We start from the raw sequence: 19,727 nt of genomic DNA on the forward strand, positions 1-19,727 counted from the left end.
TCAGCTTATGATGCCCGCCTTTCCGGCAGACTGTTGTTGCGCAAACTCGGAGACTTTTTGCTGGCGTACAACGGGTGGCTGGTCGAGCAGGAAGCGCTGGGCGGGATGGAGCGATGTTGTTGTTTCGAACGGCAGCCCCGCGAGGACTTCGGCGGGAGAAAGTTCATTCAGTTCATCGGCGCGGGTGACCCAGAACGCGTGGATCTGGGTGCCCGGCAAGCTGGAGAGGCGTTCCAGCACGCTGCCGATCAGTTCGGGTACCGGCTCGACAAATTGCCATGCAGGAAATAGCCGGCCGATGGTCTTGCCGCGCGGGGTAGTGGTGTAGAAGCGCCGCTGTTCCAGCGCCCGGTACAGCGTGGCCTGCGACATGGCAACCAGCCCCTGCGCCACCACATCGGCGGCGCGCAGGCGGGTGACGGGGAGGCTGGCGCTGGGCGGCTGCGAATGGTTCAGCGCATCGACCGTGGCGTCGAACGCCTGCTGGGCAGCCGCGGCAAGCGCCTCGCGGCCCGCGCCGGGCATGGACGGCGCCAGCCTTTCCTCAACCTCGTGCGTGAAACGCTCGACAAATTGCTCAGCCCAGCCAGCCATACGTCCTCCCGGTCAGATAACTACACCGTAGCAGACTTTCGCATCTTTATCAAGATTCGCGAGTTTATCGCTTGATTGGCGTTTTGCCGTTCCACACGTCCATCATGTCTGGGCTGCCCTGGAGGCGAATGCCGTTGTCGGACAGGACAGTTTCGGTCGCTTCCAGCATCTCCTTGCGCGGGAACACGATGGTTTCGCCGCCACGCTGGTCGAAATGGATGACAACCAGCTCATCTTTGAGGTCGCGCAATACGCTGACCAGGTGCGCCAGGCTGCGGACCGGCACTTTGTTGACCGAATAGATCACCGAGGCGAAGCGGTTGCTGTACCCGGCGCTGAGCTTATGCGGGAAGAACGGGGCGCTGACGACGACCAGTTCTTCGCGCTGCGCATCCGGCTCGTCGCCGCGGCGCGTGACCAGCGGGTTGCCCAGGTAGCTGAGCGCGTTGAAGCCTGCCAGGTTCGACCCCAACGCGCCGACGAATTCGGCGCTCGCGCGCGCAAACACTACCGGGCCGTAAATGAAGTACGAAGGGTAGCCGCCATCGAGGTCCGGGATCAGCATGTTGCGCTCTCCGCCAACCGGCAGCTGCACCTGCATCGGCTTGCCCGCGCGGACGACGGTCAGCGGCACTTTGCCATTTTTGGCCAGCTGCTGCACGCGGTACTGGAAGCGCACGCGCAGGTTGGACCCCAGCTTGACCATGCCCTGGTTGTCGATGGGCGTGTCGCCGATGTGCGTGATGATGTCCCATTCCTTCAAAGGGCCGTCCTTGCGGTGCGGGCTCTGCACCACCGCGCCTTCCACCGTCTTGTCGACCTTCAGGAACTGGCGCAGCACAGGATTTTCCAGCGTCTGTATGTAGTCGAGCATGACCGGCTTGCCGTCGTAGCGGCCGTCCGCGACGTCGCGCAGGAAGATCTCGATTTCCTCGTTCGGAATGATGTAGCCCATGTTCTGCGCGTTCGATGCGGTCGCATAGGCGAGGCCGATCATCTTGTCGTCGCCGATCGCGGGCCCGCCGCTGTTGCCCGGGTTGATGGCAGCGTCGATCTGGATGCGCAGGCCGGAGGTGCCGAAGTTAAAGTTGACGAACTCGATGCGCGAGACGATGCCCTTGGTGATCGAGAGCGAATTGCCGCCGGTTGGATATCCGTAGGCGAAGACCGCGTCGCGCACGCCGGGCAGCGCATTGGTGCGCGCCACTGGCGCGTGCGTGTCGAAGAATGATTCGTCATCGAGCTTGAGCACAGCGAGATCGATTCCGCGTGCCAGCGCGACGACGGTGGCGCCGATCTTGTCGCCCGACTGGCTGGCCTGGATCTCGACGCGGCTGGCGTAGCCGACCACGTGCGCGTTGGTCAGGATGCGCTTGCCCTCGATGACGACGCCCGAGCCGGTAATGTCCTGCGGCGCGGCTTTGCTCCACGGCTTGAACAGGTCTGGACGGCGCATCGTGGTGAATACCTTGACGACCGAGTTTTCGAGATTGGCGGGGATGACTGCGGGAGCCGCTGCAGCAGCTGGCGCTTGTGCGCACGCGGTGAAGCTCGCGGCGGCCAGCAAGGCGGCTGCGATGATACGAATAATCGTCATGGTTCTTATTCTGGTGGTGTCGATGGAATGATTCTAACGGCTTCCGAAAGTCCGGCCCCCGTAAACATCACTCCCGGCGATGCCGGGAGTGATGAGTGATGCTTTTTACTGCTTGACGAACTTGAGCGTCATCCGGTCGCTCTCGCCGATCGCCATGTACTTCTCGCGGTCGACTTCCTTGTTGGCCAGCGTTGGCGGCAGCGCCCACACGCCCTTGTTATGGTCGGCGGTGTCCTTTGGATTGGCGTTCACTTCTGACTTGCCAGCCAGCTTGAACCCGACGCTCTCGGCCATCTTGATCACGTAAGCCTCGTGCACATAGCCGTTGTCGGCAGCCGGGCGCGATGCCGGCAGGCGGTGGTCGACCACGCCGAACACGCCGCCCGGCTTGAGCGTCTCGTGCACCTTGGTGAAAATCTCCTTGACCTTGTCGTCGCCCGCGCCAATCCAGTTGTGCAGGTTACGGAAGGTCAGCACCATGTCGACGCTGCCGGCGGGCGCGATGTTATAAGCGCGCGGCGGCTCGAACAGGCCGCGCTGCACCTTGCCGAACACCGCGGCGTCGGACGCGAGCTTCTTGGTGAAGTTGTCTGCATAGCGGCGCGCGCCGGCGTTGGTGGACTCCGGCGATTCGCCCGCGGCAATCAGCTTGCCCTTGTCGCGCAGGTAGGTCGCGAGGATCTCGGTGTACCAGCCGCCGCCCGGCGACAGTTCCACCACCGTCATCGTCGGCTTGATGCCGAAGAAGGTCAGCGTCTCATACGGATGGCGGGCCGCATCGCGCGCAGCGTTGGCCGCAGAACGGTGCTTGCCCGCGATGGCTGCCTTGAGCGCGTCGTCGGCGTGGGCAGTGCCTGCGGCCGCGGATGCCGCCAGCACCGCGGCCAGGATCAGTTTTTTCATGTCTTCGTGTCTCCCAAGGTGGTTGAATGTCCGGCGATGATCAGACAAGCCATTGTGCCGGTCAAGCGCATTCTAATATGCATACGCCGGCAGGCCTGTACATACTGTCCGCGCGGTGCGCCGGACAGGGTTGCGGACACGCCGGACACCTGTGTCGGACGGCCGCCGTTTAAGAAATCAACAACTTAGCAATTGGCATAAAGTTTGCGTGTTCAACTCGCGAATTTGCTGGTAAGGTTTCTGCTGCTTTTAATCGGGCAAACGAATTTGCCGGATGTCTGTACTTACAACAAGAGCGGCCGGCATATGCATGGCGCGCCGCTTCCCTCGGGAGTATTTGGAGATACTATGGAACGACGCGCTTTCCTCAACATCAGCGGATTAGCCCTCGGTACGATGCTGGTACCGGTTTTCGGGCACGCTGTCGCAGCTGACGAACTACTCAGCCCCCTCGCAGATAAATTCAAGAAGACGCTGGCCGATACGGCCCTCAACGCCGCCACCGCTGCGGGAGCGAGCTATTGCGACGTCCGCATTGGCCGCTACCTGAACCAGTTCATCACCACGCGCGACCTGAACGTGGAAAACGTGACCAACACCGAATCTGCAGGCGTGGGCGTGCGCGTCATCTGCAATGGCGCATACGGCTTCGCGGCGACCAGCGACATGTCGCCGGACTCGGTTGCAGCGGCCGCGCGCCAGGCGGTTGCCATCGCCAAGGCCAACGCCAAGCTGCAGGTGGAGCCGGTGCGCCTGGCCCCGGTCAAGGGCGTCGGCGAAGTGAAGTGGGCCACGCCGATCAAGAAGGACTGGCGCGCCGTTCCAATCAAAGAAAAAGCCGAACTGCTGATCGCCGCGAACAAGGCCGGTATGGATGGCGGCGCGAGCTTCATGCAGTCGCTGATGTTCCAGGTGAACCAGCAGAAGTACTTCGCATCGACCGACGGTTCGTACATCGACCAGGACGTGCATCGGATGTGGATGCCGCTGTTCGCCACCGCGGTCGACAAGTCGACCAATAAATTCCGTTCGCGCCAGGGCCTGTCCTCGCCAGTGGGGATGGGCTATGAATACCTCGACGCGCGTCCGGAGGACAAGCTGAAGGCGGCAGGCGGCGTCTGCACGCTGTACAAGAATTCGTATGACCTGATCGAAGATGCGCGCGCCTGCGGCCGCCAGGCCAAGGAAAAGCTGACCGCCAAGTCGGTCGTGCCGGGCAAGTACGACCTCGTGCTCTCGCCTGAGCACATGTGGCTGACAATCCACGAGTCGGTCGGCCACCCGACCGAACTCGATCGCGTGCTCGGCTACGAAGCCAACTACGCCGGCACCAGCTTCGCCACGCTCGACAAGTGGCAGACCAGGAAATTCAAGTACGGCTCCGAGCGCGTCAACATCGTCGCCGACAAAGTGGTGCCAGGCTCGCTGGGCGCAGTCGGTTACGACGACGAAGGCGTGAAGACCAAGCGCTGGGACATCATCCGCGACGGCATGCTGGTCAACTACCAGGCAACGCGCGACCAGGCGCATATCATCGGCGAAAAAGAATCGCATGGCTGCTCGTACGCCGACAGCTGGAGCAGCGTGCAGTTCCAGCGCATGCCGAACATCTCGCTCGAAGCGGGCAAGAAGAAGCTGACTCCTGACGAAATGATCAAGGACGTCAAGAAGGGCATCTACATCGTCGGCGATGGATCGTTCTCGATCGACCAGCAGCGCTACAACTTCCAGTTCGGCGGCCAGCTGTTCTATGAAATCAAGGACGGCAAGATCGGCGCGCCGCTTGAAGACGTGGCGTACCAGTCGAACACCCAGGAATTCTGGAACGCCTGCTCGGCGATCTGCGATGAGCGCGACTGGCGCATGGGCGGCTCCTTCTTCGACGGCAAGGGCCAGCCAAGCCAGGTCAGCACCGTGTCGCATGGATCGAGCACGTCGCGCTTCAACGGCATCAACGTCATCAACACCGCTCGCAAGATCGGCTAAGGCAAGGACCAACATGAAACTTCTGAATTCTGAAGAAACCAAGCGTATCTGCGACCGCGTGATGGCGCTGTCGAAAGCCGATGAATGCAGCGTGACCCTGAGCGGCAGCCGCACCGGCAATATCCGCTATGCGCGTAATAACGTATCGACGGCCGGCCTGGTCGAGGACACCGAGCTGGTGGTGCAGGTCTCGTTCGGCAAAAAAGAGGGCACTGCGACCATCAACGAGTTCGATGACAAGTCGCTGGAAAAGGTCGTGCGCCGCGCCGAGGACCTGGCCCGCCTCGCGCCGGAAAACCCGGAGTTCATGCCGGCAGTGAGCAAGCATGCATTCAAGGAGTCGGGCACCTTCAGCGCCAAGACCGCCGCGATCGATCCGGAGTTCCGCGCCCAGACTGCGGCTTACAGCATCGAAGAAAGCCGCAAGAACAAGCTGATCGCTGCGGGCTTCTTCACCGACAATGCCTCGTTCGAGACCATCGCCAATTCGAAAGGCGTGTTCGGCCACCAGGAACAGACCGGCCTCGATTTCACCTGCACCGTGCGCACTGAAGATGGCCGCGGGTCGGGCTGGGTCAATCGCTCGGCCAACGATGTGTCGCGCTTCGATGTGCGCGAAGCGTCCAGCGTGGCGATCGAAAAAGCGCTGCGCTCGGTCGACGCCAAAGCGCTCGAGCCAGGCCGCTATACAGTCATCCTGGAGCCTGCCGCGACATCCGAACTGCTCTCCGTGATGATGGGCGGCTTCGATGCGCGCCGCGCCGACGAAGGACGCAGCTTCCTGTCCAAAAAGGGCGGCGGCAACCGCCTGGGCGAGAAGCTGTTCGACCAGCAGGTCAACATCTGGGCCGACCCATGGAATCCGGACGTGCCGGTGCTGCCGTGGGATTCGCAGACCATGCTGCCGCGCGAACGCATGGCGCTGATCAAGGACGGCAAAGTCGCCTCGCTCGATTACTCGACGTTCTGGGCCAAGAAGCAGGGCGTGCGCGCGGTTGGCGCGCCGGGCAATATCATCATGGCGGGCACCGACAAATCGACCGCTGACCTGATCGCCAGCACCAAGAAGGGCATCCTGGTCACGCGCACCTGGTACATCCGCATGGTCGATCCGCAATCGGTGCTGCTCACGGGACTGACGCGCGACGGTACCTTCTACATCGAGAACGGCAAGATCAAATATCCGATCAAGAACTTCCGTTTCAACGAAAGCCCGGTAACGATGCTGAACAATATCGAGGAAATCGGCAAACCGCAGATCATCGGCCGTGACGAAGGCCGGTTCGCGATGGCGATTCCGCCAATGAAGGTCCGCGACTTCAATTTCACGTCGCTGTCGGACGCAGTTTAAAAAGTTTGGAGTAATACAGTGGAACGACGTACCTTCCTTAAAATCGGCAGCGGCGCCGCAGGCGCCATGCTGATCCCCGTGTTCGGCAACGCGATTGCTGCCGAAGAGTTGATGAACCCGGTCGCTGTCGCCTTCAAGAAGGCGCTGGCCGACGCGGCGATGAACACGGCCACCAAAGCCGGCGCCACTTACTGCGACGTGCGTATTGGGCGCTACCTGAACCAGTTCATCACCACCCGTGACCTGAACGTCGAAAACGTCGTCAACACCGAATCATCCGGTGTGGGCGTGCGTGTGATCGCGGGCGGCGCCTACGGCTTCGCGGCCACCAACGATATGTCGCCCGATGGCGTGGCCAATGCGGCACGCCAGGCGGTGGCCATCGCCAAGGCCAACGCCAAGCTGCAGGCCGAGCCTGTGCGCCTGGCGCCGGTCAAGGGCGTGGGTGAGGTGACCTGGTCCACCCCGTACAAGAAGGACTGGCGCGCCGTCCCGGTGAAGGAAAAGGCGGACATGCTGATCGCGGCGAACAAGGCCGGCATGGATGCTGGCGCCAACTTCATGACCTCGACCCTGTTCCAGGTCAACCAGCAGAAGTACTTCGCATCGACCGACGGTTCCTACATCGACCAGGACGTGCACCGCTTGTGGGCGCCGTTCACCGCCACCGCGGTCGACAAGGCCACCAACAAGTTCCGCACCCGCGACAGCCTGGCTGCGCCGGTCGGCATGGGCTACGAGTACTTCGACGCGCGCAAGGAAGACAAGGTGATGGCCGCCGGTGGCGTCACCACCCTGTACACCAAATCGTACGACATCATTGAGGACGCGCGTTCGGCCGGCCGCCACGCGCGCGAGAAGCTGACCGCCAAGAGCGTCGAGCCGGGCAAGTACGACCTCGTGCTCTCGCCGGAACACCTGTTCCTGACGATTCACGAGTCGGTCGGCCACCCGACCGAACTCGATCGCGTGCTTGGCTACGAAGCCAACTACGCGGGCACCAGCTTCGCCACGCTCGACAAATGGCAGACGAAGAAATTCAAGTTCGGCTCCGAACGCGTCAACTTCTTTGCCGATAAGACCACGCCGGGCTCACTCGGCGCGGTCGGCTACGACGACGAAGGCGTGGCGTCGAAGCGCTGGGACATCATCAAGGACGGCGTGCTGGTCAACTACCAGGCGACGCGCGACCAGGCCCACATCATCGGCGAAAAAGAATCGCACGGCTGCTCGTATGCGGACAGCTGGGACAGCGTGCAGTTCCAGCGCATGCCTAACATCTCGCTGGCCGCCGGCAAGGAGCGCCTGACGCCGGACGAGATGGTCAAGGACATCAAGAAGGGTATCTACATCCTGGGACGCGGATCGTATTCGATCGACCAGCAGCGCTACAACTTCCAGTTTGGCGGCCAGATGTACTACGAAATCAAGAACGGCAAAATCACCGGCCCGATCGAAGACGTGGCGTACCAGTCGAACACCCAGGAATTCTGGAACGCGTGCAGCGCGATCTGCGACCAGCGCGACTGGCGCATGGGCGGTTCCTTCTTCGACGGTAAAGGCCAGCCTAGCCAGGTCAGTGCGGTTTCGCACGGCTCGTCGACGACCCGCTTCAACGGGGTCAATGTGATCAACACCGCGCGCAAGATCGGCTAAGGGAAAAACATGAAACAGCTGAACCAGGAAGAAGCAAAACGCATCTGCGACCGCGTCATCGGATTCTCGAAAGCCGATGAGTGCCGCGTATCCATCAGCGGTGGCCGCACCGGTAACATCCGCTACGCGCAGAACAGCGTATCGACCGCGGGCTTGGTCGAGAACACCGAGCTGACTGTCAGCGTCGCCTTCGGCAAGCGCCAGGGCACCGCGACCATCAACGAGTTCGATGAGAAGTCGCTGGAAAAAGCAGTGCGCCGCGCCGAAGACGTGGCGCGCCTTGCGCCGGAGAACCCGGAGTTCATTCCGGCCGTCGGCAAGCAAGTGTTCAAGCCATCGAACACCTTCCGCGCCTCGACCGCAGCGATCGATCCGGAATACCGCGCCGACGTGGCGTCGCACAGCATTGTCGCGGGCCGCAAGAACAAGCTGGTTACCGCCGGCTTCTTTACCGACACCACGGGCTTTGAAACCATCGCCAACTCCAACGGCGTGTTCGGCCACCAGGAATTCACCAACCTGAGCTTCACCTGCACCGCGCGTACCGAAGACGGCCGCGGTTCGGGCTGGGTGACCCGTTCGGTCAATGACGCCAGCAAGTTCGATCCGCGCGAAGCTTCGCAGGTCGCCATCGAAAAGGCGCTGCGTTCAGTCGACGCCAAGGCGCTCGAGCCAGGCCGCTACACGGTCATCCTAGAGCCGGCGGCGACGTCCGATATCCTCCGCTTTATGTTCAACGCCTTCGATGCGCGCCAAGCCGACGAAGGCCGCAGCTTCCTGTCCAAAAAGGGCGGCGGCACCCGTCTCGGCGAAAAGCTGTTCGACGAACAGGTCAACATCTGGGCCGACCCGTGGGACAAGGACGTTCCGGTGCGGCCATGGGACAACGACTCGATGCTGCCGCGCGAACGCACCGACATCATCAAGAACGGCCGCGTCGCCTCGCTCGACTACACCCGTTACTGGGCGCAGAAGAAGGGCATTGAGGCCAAGGGCCGTCCCGGCAACATCATCATGGCGGGCGGTAACCGGTCGCTGGAGGAGCTGGTCGCGTCGACCAAGAAAGGCATCCTCGTTACGCGTACCTGGTACATCCGCATGGTCGATCCGCAGTCGCTGCTGCTCACGGGGCTGACCCGCGACGGCACCTTCTACGTCGAAAACGGCAAGATCAAGCATCCGGTCAAGAACTTCCGCTTCAACGAAAGCCCTGTCACGATGCTCAACAACGTCGATGAACTTGGCAAGCCGGTCGTCATGGGCGGCGAAGGACGGTTCCAGATGGTGCTGCCGCCGATGAAGATCCGCGACTTCAACTTCACGTCCCTGTCGGACGCGGTGTAAGGCAGGCAGATGGCAAGCTACGATTTCTACTTCACGCGCCTGATGTACGACTCGGGCGACTGGGACGTGGATATCCGCATGCCCAGCAACGTGCTCAACTCGCTGGTGGAATACACCACCTTGCGGGTTGATCCGGTCGAGCGGGTGATTGCGCTGTCGGACCCGAAGATGCTGGAGGCGCCGTTCTGCTACCTGGCCGGACACAAGCTGGTGCAGTTTTCGCCGGCCGAGCGCAAGAACTTCGAGCGCTACGTGCGCGGCGGCGGCTTTGTGTTCGTCGACGACTGCAACCACGACATCGACGGCCTGTTCGCCAAGTCATTCGAAGCCGAGCTGGCGCGCATGTTCGGGCCGAAAGCACTGCGCAAGATCCCCAACAACCACCGCATTTATTCGAGCTTCTTCGAATTTGACGGCCCGCCCAATACGGGCGTGGAGCTCAACGGCTGGGGCGACGACCTGGTGCACGATTACCTGAAGGCGATCGAGTTCAATGGCCGTGTGCGGGTCCTGTATTCGAACAAGGACTACGGCTGCGAGTGGGACTACGACTTCCGCAACAAGCGCTGGCTGGCGATCGACAACACGCGCTTTGCAGTCAATATTATTCAGTACGCATTGGGAGCTTGAGAGTGTCGGAACGTGATGCAACAGCATGGAATGAATCTGAAGTAGCCGACCTGACGGCCCGCGTAAAGGCGCTGACGGCCAGCATGTCGAAGGTGATCATCGGGCAGGACAACGTGATCGAATCGCTGGTCATCTGCCTGCTGGCAGGCGGCCACGCGCTGGTTGAAGGCGTGCCGGGGCTGGGCAAGACGCTGCTGGTCAAGTCGCTGGCGCAGGCCACCGACATGCAGTTCCGCCGTGTGCAGTTCACCCCCGACCTCATGCCCTCCGATATCGTCGGCACCGAGATCCTCGAGGAAGACACCACCACGCACCAGCGCGTATTCCGGTTCCAGAAGGGCCCCGTGTTCACGCAGGTGCTCCTGGCCGACGAGATCAACCGCGCGCCGCCAAAGACGCAATCGGCGCTGCTTGAAGCGATGCAGGAACGCTCCGTCACCTTCGCGGGCCAGACCCACAAGCTGCCGCAGCCTTTCTTCGTGCTGGCCACACAGAATCCAATCGAGCAGGCTGGCACCTACCCGCTGCCGGAAGCCCAGCTTGACCGTTTCCTGCTGCGTATCGACGTCGGCTACCCGACCGAAGATGAAGAGATGATGATGGTCTCGCGCACCACGCACGCGGGACTGCAGGACGCACAGCCGGCGATGGATGTGCAGACGCTGCTGCGCCTGCAGATGCTGGTGCGCGATATCGAAATTGGCGAGCACCTGCTGCGCTACGCCACCCGCCTGGTGCGCGCGACCCGCCCTCAAGACACCACGGTTGCGAGCATCACGAAACACGTCGGCTGGGGCGCCGGGCCGCGCGCCGGACAAGCGCTGGTGCTGGCATCGAAGGCGCGCGCGCTGATGCATGGCCGCCTCGCCGTCACGCGCGAGGATATCGGCGAGATGCTGCTGCCGGTGCTGGCCCACCGCGTGCTGCGCAACTTCGAAGCGGAAGCGGACGGCGTCGCGATCGCGGACATCCTGCAGGCGCTGCGCAACGAGATCAAGGTCGACTGAGCGATACATGCTGGCCACGCCTGCGCTGCTTGCGCAAACCAATGACCTCGACCTGATCATCCGCTATGTCCTAGCGGGGCTCGGCCACGGCATCCATGCCGGGCGCGAGCGCGGGGCCGGCGTCGAGTTCTCGGAATACCGGGCCTACGCGCCCGGGGACGAGTGGCGCCGGGTCGACTGGAAGCTGCTGGCGCGCGCCGACCGCTATTACGTGCGCGAGGCCGAGCGCGACAGCCATGTGGCCGTCTGGCTCTGGCTGGACGCGACCGCCAGCATGGCCGAGCCGAGCCTGGCGATGCCGAACGTCGACAAGCTTTGGTATGCGCGCACCGTGCTGGCTTGCCTGGCAGCCGTCGCCCAGCGGCAGGGCGATGCATTCGGCCTGGTCGTGCTGTCGAATGGACGGGTCAACTTCACGCCCGCCGCACGCGGGCCGCGCCAGATGCACCGCGTGCTGGCGCAGCTGTCGCGCGCCGAAGCGTCGGGCGAACTACCGCCGGCCGAGACGCTGCGCGCCAGCCTGCACTTCGCACGCTCGCCAAGCCTGGTGTTTGCGGTCAGCGATTTTCTCGACTTTCCCTCGCCGATGAGCGATGCGCTGCTGCGCCTGCGCCACATGCAGCATGACGTGCGCGCCCTTTGCCTGCAAACCCGCGCCGAGGTCGACGCCAGCTTCCCGGCGAATAAATCGTACCGCGACCGCGAGCACGGCGATGGCGTGTTCCGCTTTGGGCCTGACGAGCAGGCGCAGTACCGCCTGCGCCGCGACGAGCACTTTGCCGCCGTGACGGCGGAGTGGCGCAAGCACGACATCCGCGCGCTGTCGGCATGCATTGAAGACCCGGTGGCCTCGGTACTGCGCGGCTGGCTGCGCCAGGCGGGGCGGGCATGACGAGCATGTGGTGGTTGGCCCTGCCGGTCCTGCTGCTGCCGATCTGGTGGCACCGGCAAAAGCGCGAGCGTGTCAAGGCAGTGCCGCTGGCAACCGCACGCTTCCTGCCGCGCTCCGACCCGCAGCAGCAGCGCGTGTGGCAGTGGGTCGACCGCTTCCTGTTGCTGCTCCGCTGCCTGCTGCTGGCCTGCCTGATCGCGTGGCTGGCGGACCCGGTCGTGCCATGGCGTGGCGACAGCGTGCTGGTGGCCGGGGGAGCCGATCCAAAGTGGGTGCAGCAACAGGTTGAAGCGTCTGGATTCGACAGGATCGATGTCGCGGGCGATCCGCTTGTCTGGTTCCGGCAGCATGAACGTGAATGGCTGGCCGACGCAAAGGTGCTTGTGCTTGGCGCCGTTGCCATGCCGGCGGAAAAGCCGCGCTTCCGCCACCAGGTCGAATTGCGCACCAAGGCAGCGCCGTTTGCGAAAACCGAGCACCGCGTGGCGCTGGTGAGCAAGCGCCCGGACGAGTGGCGCGCGCTGTTTGCCGCGCTTGGCGGACCGCAGCGCTACCTGGTTGAAGAAGCCACGGGCGGCAAGCCGGAGCTGGTTATCTGGGACGTAGCCGAAGCGCCGCCTGCGGGCTTGCGCGCGCCCTTGTGGTGGATCGGCGATACGGCCGCTTTCCCCGAGCTGAAGAACGCGAAGCAGGTTGACGGCCTGCGTTATGCGGATAGCAGCCGCGGACGCTTGTGGACATCGCCGGCGTGGCCGCCGAAGGACGCCGCCGCGGCGCGCCGATTGTTTGAGGACTGGCAGCGGCTGCATTACCCGCCAGTGCCTTATGTCGCCGCGGCGCAGGTGCTCGCGGCAGACCCTGCGGCCCCGCTCGGCCCGGGCACCCGCGCCCTGCGCGACATGCTTTCCATCGCACTGGTTGTCCTGTCTGCGCTCGAACGGATCGTGACGTATGCACGCAAACGCTGACATCACCCGCCGCATCCTGCGCGCCGCCGTCCTGCGGCGCGCGCCCCTCTGGCTCGCCGTGGCGCTGCCATGGATACTGCTGCGCTCCATTCCCGGCGTGATCGTTTGCGCCGCCTGGGCGGCATGGGACTACTTGAAGTTGCGCCAGCGCGTGCTCGCTAACTGGACCCGTTGGGTGGACGGCGCCGTGCCAGAACTGGAAGACAGCAGCGCCCTGCTGGTGCATGCGGAGACGCCGGTTGGCAGGCTCCAGCAACAGCGCTTGCTCCAGCGGGTGTCGTCGGCTGTCGGGCGTAATGAACTGCGCGGCATCGCGCGTGCGCGCGTGCCGCTAGGCCTCCAATGGTTTGCCATCAGCTGCGCTGCCGCGCTTGCCTGGTGGGCAGTCCAGCGCGTTGACGCCGGCCACGCGCCCGCCGCGCCTGCGCTCGCCCGCGCAGCAGCGGTTCAAAAGGCCCAAATCGCGATGCGCATCACGCCGCCAAAGTACACCGGCGTGGCGCCGTCCATGACTGCGCCGCGCGATCTGCAGGTGCCCGAACAGAGTATCGTCGAGTGGTGCCTCAAGGCGCCGCGCGACGGCGAGCCGCCGATCGAATTGTCGGACGGGCAGGTGCTCAAGATCGGGCAGGAATGCGTGCGATGGACGGCGACGGAATCGGTGTTCTGGCGTTGGCGCGGCGCCCGTTTCAACCTGAAGGTCGTGCCGGACAACGCCCCGCGCATTACGGTCTCCGCACCGAAAGAGATGGTGCATGTGCTTTCGATGGACGCCAGGAGCGCGCGCATTGCCGTTGAAGTAAGGGACGACTACGCCGTCACCCGCGCCACCATGCACCTGACCCTGGCGCGCGGCAGCGGCGAGAACGTACGTTTCAGCGACCGCGAGGTGCCCTTGCCGGGATCGAAAGATCCCCGCGTGCGCAACTGGGCCAAAGACTGGTCGCTTGCGGACCTGGGCATGGAGCCGGGCGACGAGCTGTACTTCTTCATACGCGCGTTCGACAACGCCGGGCGCGTGCAGCAATCGCAGTCCCCAACCTACACGCTGCGGCTCCCTGGCCCGGTGGAGGAGGGGGAGGAAAGCACGGCACTGCCGATGCTCGTCAAGCCGGAGAACCTGCGCAGCCAGCGCCAGATCATCATCGATACGGAACAGCTGGTGGCGGACCTGAAAGCCAACCCACGCATGCCGGCGGCCACGGTGCAGGCCCGCAGCCAGAAAATCGCAGGCGACCAGGCGATGCTGCGCCGACGCTACGGCCAGTTCCTCGGGGAGGAATCGAGCCTGTTCGGCGGCGAGGAAGAACACGGGGACGAACATGAGGCATCAAAGGGCGGGATGATCGCCGAGTACGGCCACATGCACGACGAATCAGAGAACGCCACGCTGTTTGACGAAGCCACTAAAAAGATCCTGCGGCGCGCGCTGTCGGCCATGTGGGACGCCGAAAAGGCGCTGAGGGCGATCACCCCGAAGCCCGCGCTGCCGCCGGAGTACAAAGCGCTGGAAGCGATCAAGGAGCTGCAGCAGGCAGACCGGATCTACCTGCACAAGACAGCGTTCGCGCCGCCTGCGATCAAGGAAGAAATTCGCATGACCGGGGACGTACTGGGGGCAAAGAGCTACCGGCGCGAGCAGGCCGCCGCGGACGAAGCGATTCCCGCCGAAGTCCGCGAGCTGCTGCAGTCGCTTGCAGGCGATGGCGCATTGCCGGCGCTGTGGACGCGCGAGGCGCAGGACTGGATACGCGCAAGGATCACCAACGACGACCAGCGGCTCGCGGCCCAGCGCGCGGTGCAGGACGTCGCCGATGGCTGCGTGCCATGCCGTCCGGTGCTGCGCGCCTGGCTGCGCGGCGCAATTACCGAAGCGCCGGTCGTGCTGCAGGCGAAGCCCGTCACCGAAACACCGTTCACCCGCGCATGGCGCAGCGGAGCGAAGCCATGAACATCCGTATCAAATGGGTAGACGCTGTTCTCGTCATCGTCGCGACTGCGGCGCTGGCCGGACTTGTGAGCGAGCTTTCTGTGCCTGTCGAAGGCGGGCCGAAACCGCTGAAGGTTGATGGCGATGGACTGCGCGCCGCGCAGTGGCACGACATGCCCGCCCGGGCCATCGACTGGCAGGCCCCGGTGACCGATGTGCTCCGCCTCGATTTTCCGCGCCAGCTGACGTTGGGCCGTATGTTCACCTTGACGGTCCATCGCAGCAAGGCGGGCAACGCGCGGCTGCAGCTGCTGGCCGAGAACGACCAGGTCATCGCGGAGGCGGCTGGTTCCGGCAGGGACCTGACTGTCCAGTGGCTGCCGCCGGTGGTGGAAAAACTGGTACTGAAGGCGCGCCTGCTCGATGGCGCCGGCAAGGTTATCGCACAAGGCCCGGTGCCGTTTGCGGTGCGCGAGACCGCGCCCCTGCAGGTACAGGGCCGCTTTGCCGCGCCATCGTTTGATACGCGGGTGCTTAATGAGCTGCTGGCCAACAGTAACGCGGTGCTCGACTGGCAAGTCACGCTTGGCAAGACCGTTACGCGCACGGAGACCGCGCGCGAGGAAATGCCGGCGCCGGGCCTGATGGTGGTGGATGCCGCCTGGTTCGAGCGCTTGCCCGGCGCGGCGCGCGGCGCCTTGCTGGAGCGGGTGGCGGGCGGTATGCCGCTGATTGTGCTGGCGTCGAACGCAGCCGATCCGGGCATGTGGTCGCGGACCTTGCAGCTGAACCTGAAACCGAGCCAAGAGAAGGCCGTCGGCGCGCCGCTGGCAATGACCCCGGCGCCGCTCAATCCCGTCGCGGGAGCATGGACGGCTGCCGGCGACCTGGCGTGGACGAGGCAATGGCAAAAAGGCCGCATTGTCTGGCTTGGCGCGGTGGACTGGCACCGCTATGCCATCAGCGAACCGCGCGCGCTGGGACTTTGGTGGCAGCGCGTGCTGGACACTGCGGGCGTGTCGCGGCCTGAGCCCGTGTCGTGGCTTGATCCGGAAGAGATGCCGCTGGCGGGACAGCGCCTCGAAGTTTGCGCGCAGGGCGTGCGCGGGGGCGCATGGCAACGCCGGCCCGACAAGGCGGACGCGTCGTGCATGGCGCTGTGGCCGGAAAAGGCAGGATGGCTGCAGGTGGATGCGCAGCACGCGGTGTATGTCTACGAGAAAAACGACTGGCCGATGTGGCAGATGGCGCAGCGCCGGGATGCAACCGCACGTTATGCGGCGCGTACCCCGGCGCCGCAGGCAGCGGGATCAACACCACTGCCTGCCTGGCCGTTCGCATTGCTGTTCACAATGGCGATGCTCGCGCTCTGGTGGCGCGAGCGGCGGTAGAACTTAGAACGCCCAGTCAACCCGCGCGTACATCTGGCGGCCGTTGATGCCGATCGGGCAGGTTTCCCAGCAGTGGGTGAAGCCCAGCTGCGGGAACGGGAATGCCTTCTCTTTATCCCATTCGGTCGGGTAGGTGTCGAACAGGTTGTTGGCGCCGACCGACAGGCTGATACGCTTGGTGAACGCATAACGCACGCTCATGTCAACCAGCCACTTTGCGTCCCAGGTCTGGATGAACGGCGCGGTAAAACCCTGTCCCTGCACTTCGCCGAAATAGCTGGCGCGGGTGTTCAGGTTCCATGGACCGGTCGTGTAGTCAGCCGCGATGACGTGGTGCTGGCGCGGCTGGCCGCGCTCGATCAGCGTTACCTGTGCATCGTCAAACAGCTGCGTACCGGTCAGCACTGGCGACTGCGAGTTACGGCTCGTGACTTCAGTCCTGTTGAAACCCAGCTGGCCGGACAGCACCAGGGTCGAACCAGGCCACTTGGTGGTGTGTTCGGCGACCAGGTCGAAACCTTCGGTGGTGGTGTCGATCGCGTTGGTGAAGAACTGCGCCTGGCCTACCTTGAGCGGATCGAGGATGGCCTTGACCGGGCACGCGGCAGCGGTCAGGCAAGCACCCGTCTCAGGAGCGATATTGCTCGAGAAGACGATGCGGTCGTCGATGTCGATGCGGTACAGGTCGGCCGTTACCGAGAAGTTGGTCATCGGACGCAGCACCATGCCGATGCTGGCGCTCTTCGAGGTTTCTTCCTTCAGCGGCGAAATGCCGAATGCGCGGGTGACCGGGCTGCCCTCTTTCGCGGTCAGCGTCTCGGTCAGCACGCCGGCCGAGTTCAGGTTGGTCGACACCGAGCTGTAGAACTTCTGCTGCACCGACGGTGCGCGGAAGCCGGTCGATACGCTGCCGCGGATGCCCAGCGTGCGCGATGGATCGTAGCGCATGCTCAGCTTGCCGGTGGTGGTGTTGCCGAAGTCCGAATACTTCTCGAAGCGCATCGCTGCCGCGACCAGCAGCTTTTCGCTGATGTTGTGCTCCGCGTCGATGTAGAGCGCGACGTTGTGGCGGCCGTCATCGACTTCGGTACCTGGCGTGTAGCCCGGGAAGCCCTGGGCGCCAGCAGCTGCGATGCCGCCGGTCTGGTCGAAGATCTTGATGGCCGGGTTGTTGGTACGGCCGTACTGGTACGACACAGGGTCGCCCGCGACGATCTCGTAGTTATCCTTGCGGTATTCGAAGCCGGTAGCCAGCGAGACCTTGCGGCCGCCCAGGTCGATCGGGCCGCGCAGGTCGGCGTTGAAGGTGGTCTGGTTGAACTTCAGGGTGCCGGTATCGGCTTCCAGCGGCGACTCGGCGTAGATGCCGCCGCCCGGTTTTGGCTCGTACCAGTAGCTGACGTTGATCGACTCGCGCTCGTGGAATCCGAGCTCGCTGCGGCCGTGGTTCAGGCTGACGTCGAAGTTCCAGTCGTTGGCCAGGTCGCGGCGGTAGCCGACGGCGAACGACGCGTCCTTCACCGTGGTCATGATGTTTGGCAGGAAGCCGTTAGGGTACACGGCTGGCACGTTGCGGCCATCGCCGGCCGAACGGAAGAAGCCTGCCGAATCGCCGGTGCGCTTGGACACGCCGCCGAACGCATACAGCTCGCTGTCCTTGTCCATCGGGACTGCGGCGTTCCACCACAGGTAGGCATCTTTGGCCAGGCTGTCGCCGATGCGCTGGGTGACGCGTGGCGGATTGACGCGCAGCGTGTCGACGCCGGCGCGGTTGGTTTCGTCGCGGCGGCGGCCTTCGACGGACAGGTTCAGGTAGCCGCCGTCGCCCAGTGCGAAGCCGGTGTTGGCGCTGCCGGAGATCAGGTCGCCGTCGCCTTCTTTGGTGGTGCCGACAGAGCTGCTCAGCTGCGTCTCGTTGGTCTGCGATTTCAGCACGATGTTGATCACGCCGGCGATCGCGTCGGAACCGTATTGGGCTGCCGCGCCGTCGCGCAGCACTTCGATGTGGTGGATCGCCGACATCGGGATCGCGTTGATGTCGGTGCCGGCGGAGCCGCGGCCGATGGTCTGCTGCACGTTGACCAGCGCCTGCTGGTGGCGGCGCTTGCCGTTGACGAGCACCAGCAGCTGGTCAGGGCCCAGGCCGCGCAGCGTGGCAGGACGGATGATGTCGGTACCGTCGCTGATGAAGGTGGTCGAGAAGTTGAACGACGGGTCCAGCGTCTGCAGCAGCTTGCCCAGTTCGAGCGGGCCAGCGGTCTGCATGTCCTTGATGTTGATCAGGCCGACCGGCGCAGCGGTGTCGAGCGCCGTCTTGGCCGTCGAGCGCGAACCCAGCACCACAACGGTTGCCGGAGCGTCGTCGGTGGCGCGGGCTACCGTGGCGGTGCCTTGCGCTTCCTGCGCATATGCGTTGCCCATGGCTGCCAGGATGGCGGTGGCGATCAGGGTACGTTGAAGGAGCGGCCGGGTGCTGGAAGGTCTCGTCATGTGTGTCTCTCTTTGTTATCGTTTGCAGTTTTCGTTTGTTCTACGGCAACATTTAGCGTTGCCGCAGCAAATGATACTAAGGGAAACAATTTGTACGTACAACGCGTATCGCATGACTGTTGTGTTTACGTAGGGATCGGGCAATATTGCCTATCGCCCAGCGCAAAACACGGTATGCTACTGCGTCTTTGGTGCTTACTCCTGATGGTCCTGCATCCATGACTTGAGGCCATTGACCCAGTTTTTGGCAGGCAGGTTCATACGCCGCTTGATGTCGCCGGCACGCTCGTACAGCACACTGAAATCGATCTGCGGCGCGCGCTTGAACGCGATGACGATGATGTTCGCGTCGTGTACCTCGGGCAGCCACACCACCGCGTCGAACACCAGCTCCATGTTCTGCAGATTCTTGTCGTAGTTCGAAAACTCCCCGAATACATTGGCCGTCATGATGCCGTCATCAAGCAGGCAGTCGAAGCAGGCCTGGTAGAACTCCTGCGAGTCGAGCACCGGTCCGCGCGCTTCTTCGTCGTACAGGTCGACCTGCAGCACATCGATGCTGTTGCGGTTGGCCGGATCGAGCACAAAGTCCATCGCGTCCATCTCGCGCACGTTCAGGCGCTCGTCGTTCGGCGGCAGGCCGAATTCGGCGTGGCAGATATCGATCACGTTGGGGTTCAGTTCCGCCACGTCGACGCGCGCCGAGGGAAACCGCTGGTAGCAGAATTTGGTCAGGGCGCCGCTGCCCAGGCCGAGCTGGGCGATGCGCTTCGGCTGCTCTTTGAACAGCATCCACATCATCATCATCTGGACGTATTCGAGCTCGATATTGTCGGGCTTATCGAGGCGCATCGCGCCTTGGACCCATGAGGTGCCAAGGTGCAGGAAGCGCACGCCGCGAAATTGTGTAGTGGTCGCGGGCGGATGGCCGGGCGCGGCGAAACGGGAAGTGGGTGTGGAAGACATGACGGCGCATCTTACCACCGCA

15 protein-coding genes are annotated in these 19,727 nt (G+C 63.7%); 10 read left to right on the forward strand and 5 right to left on the reverse strand.

The window, feature by feature from the left end; all coding sequences use genetic code 11:
* From LMJ30_RS21505 to LMJ30_RS21515, 3 genes are all read right to left on the reverse strand, one after another.
* On the reverse strand, nucleotides 1–594 hold the full coding sequence (locus LMJ30_RS21505; protein ID WP_229434632.1) for a hypothetical protein: 594 nt from the start codon (nucleotides 592–594) through the stop codon (nucleotides 1–3).
* Between the two features lie 64 nt (nucleotides 595–658).
* Nucleotides 659–2,191 carry a S1C family serine protease gene (locus LMJ30_RS21510; RefSeq protein WP_229434633.1) on the reverse strand — a complete coding sequence of 511 codons (1,533 nt, stop codon included), beginning with the start codon at nucleotides 2,189–2,191 and terminating at the stop codon, nucleotides 659–661.
* Nucleotides 2,192–2,296: 105 nt separating this feature from the next.
* Nucleotides 2,297–3,094, reverse strand: a complete 798-nt coding sequence (locus LMJ30_RS21515; RefSeq protein WP_229434634.1) for a class I SAM-dependent methyltransferase — start codon at nucleotides 3,092–3,094, stop codon at nucleotides 2,297–2,299.
* A gap of 348 nt (nucleotides 3,095–3,442) precedes the next feature.
* Here LMJ30_RS21515 and LMJ30_RS21520 point away from each other — a divergent pair, with 348 nt between their 5' ends.
* Genes LMJ30_RS21520 through LMJ30_RS21565 form a run of 10 tightly spaced genes read left to right on the forward strand, consistent with a single transcriptional unit; the run spans nucleotide 3,443 to nucleotide 16,249 of the window.
* On the forward strand, nucleotides 3,443–5,080 hold the full coding sequence (locus tag LMJ30_RS21520; RefSeq protein ID WP_229434635.1) for a TldD/PmbA family protein: 1,638 nt from the start codon (nucleotides 3,443–3,445) through the stop codon (nucleotides 5,078–5,080).
* Between the two features lie 13 nt (nucleotides 5,081–5,093).
* On the forward strand, nucleotides 5,094–6,431 hold the full coding sequence (locus tag LMJ30_RS21525; protein WP_229434636.1) for a TldD/PmbA family protein: 1,338 nt from the start codon (nucleotides 5,094–5,096) through the stop codon (nucleotides 6,429–6,431).
* An 18-nt stretch (nucleotides 6,432–6,449) separates the two neighbouring features.
* A complete protein-coding gene (locus LMJ30_RS21530; protein WP_229434637.1) occupies nucleotides 6,450–8,087 on the forward strand; it encodes a TldD/PmbA family protein in 1,638 nt (545 codons plus the stop codon).
* A 9-nt stretch (nucleotides 8,088–8,096) separates the two neighbouring features.
* Entirely contained in the window at nucleotides 8,097–9,431 is a 1,335-nt protein-coding gene (locus tag LMJ30_RS21535; RefSeq protein WP_229434638.1) for a TldD/PmbA family protein, read from the forward strand.
* 9 nt (nucleotides 9,432–9,440) lie between these two features.
* Nucleotides 9,441–10,061: a DUF4159 domain-containing protein gene (locus LMJ30_RS21540; RefSeq protein ID WP_229434639.1), complete on the forward strand. Its 621-nt coding sequence runs from the start codon at nucleotides 9,441–9,443 to the stop codon at nucleotides 10,059–10,061.
* Between the two features lie 2 nt (nucleotides 10,062–10,063).
* A complete protein-coding gene (locus LMJ30_RS21545; RefSeq protein WP_229434640.1) occupies nucleotides 10,064–11,068 on the forward strand; it encodes an AAA family ATPase in 1,005 nt (334 codons plus the stop codon).
* Between the two features lie 7 nt (nucleotides 11,069–11,075).
* Nucleotides 11,076–11,960: a DUF58 domain-containing protein gene (locus LMJ30_RS21550; RefSeq protein ID WP_229434641.1), complete on the forward strand. Its 885-nt coding sequence runs from the start codon at nucleotides 11,076–11,078 to the stop codon at nucleotides 11,958–11,960.
* Complete coding sequence (locus LMJ30_RS21555; protein WP_229434642.1) at nucleotides 11,957–12,928, forward strand: BatA domain-containing protein; 972 nt, start codon at nucleotides 11,957–11,959, stop codon at nucleotides 12,926–12,928. The genes LMJ30_RS21550 and LMJ30_RS21555 overlap by 4 nt, the downstream gene beginning before the upstream one ends.
* Nucleotides 12,912–14,879: a DUF4175 family protein gene (locus tag LMJ30_RS21560; protein WP_229434643.1), complete on the forward strand. Its 1,968-nt coding sequence runs from the start codon at nucleotides 12,912–12,914 to the stop codon at nucleotides 14,877–14,879. The genes LMJ30_RS21555 and LMJ30_RS21560 overlap by 17 nt, the downstream gene beginning before the upstream one ends.
* Entirely contained in the window at nucleotides 14,876–16,249 is a 1,374-nt protein-coding gene (locus LMJ30_RS21565; RefSeq protein WP_229434644.1) for a hypothetical protein, read from the forward strand. The genes LMJ30_RS21560 and LMJ30_RS21565 overlap by 4 nt, the downstream gene beginning before the upstream one ends.
* Before the next feature lie 3 nt (nucleotides 16,250–16,252).
* On the opposite strand, the gene LMJ30_RS21570 is transcribed toward LMJ30_RS21565, so the two are convergent.
* Together LMJ30_RS21570 and LMJ30_RS21575 are read right to left on the reverse strand one after the other, a co-directional pair.
* Nucleotides 16,253–18,739 carry a TonB-dependent receptor plug domain-containing protein gene (locus LMJ30_RS21570; protein ID WP_229434645.1) on the reverse strand — a complete coding sequence of 829 codons (2,487 nt, stop codon included), beginning with the start codon at nucleotides 18,737–18,739 and terminating at the stop codon, nucleotides 16,253–16,255.
* A 195-nt stretch (nucleotides 18,740–18,934) separates the two neighbouring features.
* Complete coding sequence (locus LMJ30_RS21575; protein ID WP_229434646.1) at nucleotides 18,935–19,705, reverse strand: fused MFS/spermidine synthase; 771 nt, start codon at nucleotides 19,703–19,705, stop codon at nucleotides 18,935–18,937.
* Nucleotides 19,706–19,727: the final 22 nt, after the last annotated feature.

It is taken from the genome of Massilia agrisoli (genome assembly GCF_020831365.1).
GTDB lineage: Bacteria > Pseudomonadota > Gammaproteobacteria > Burkholderiales > Burkholderiaceae_D > Telluria_A > Telluria_A agrisoli.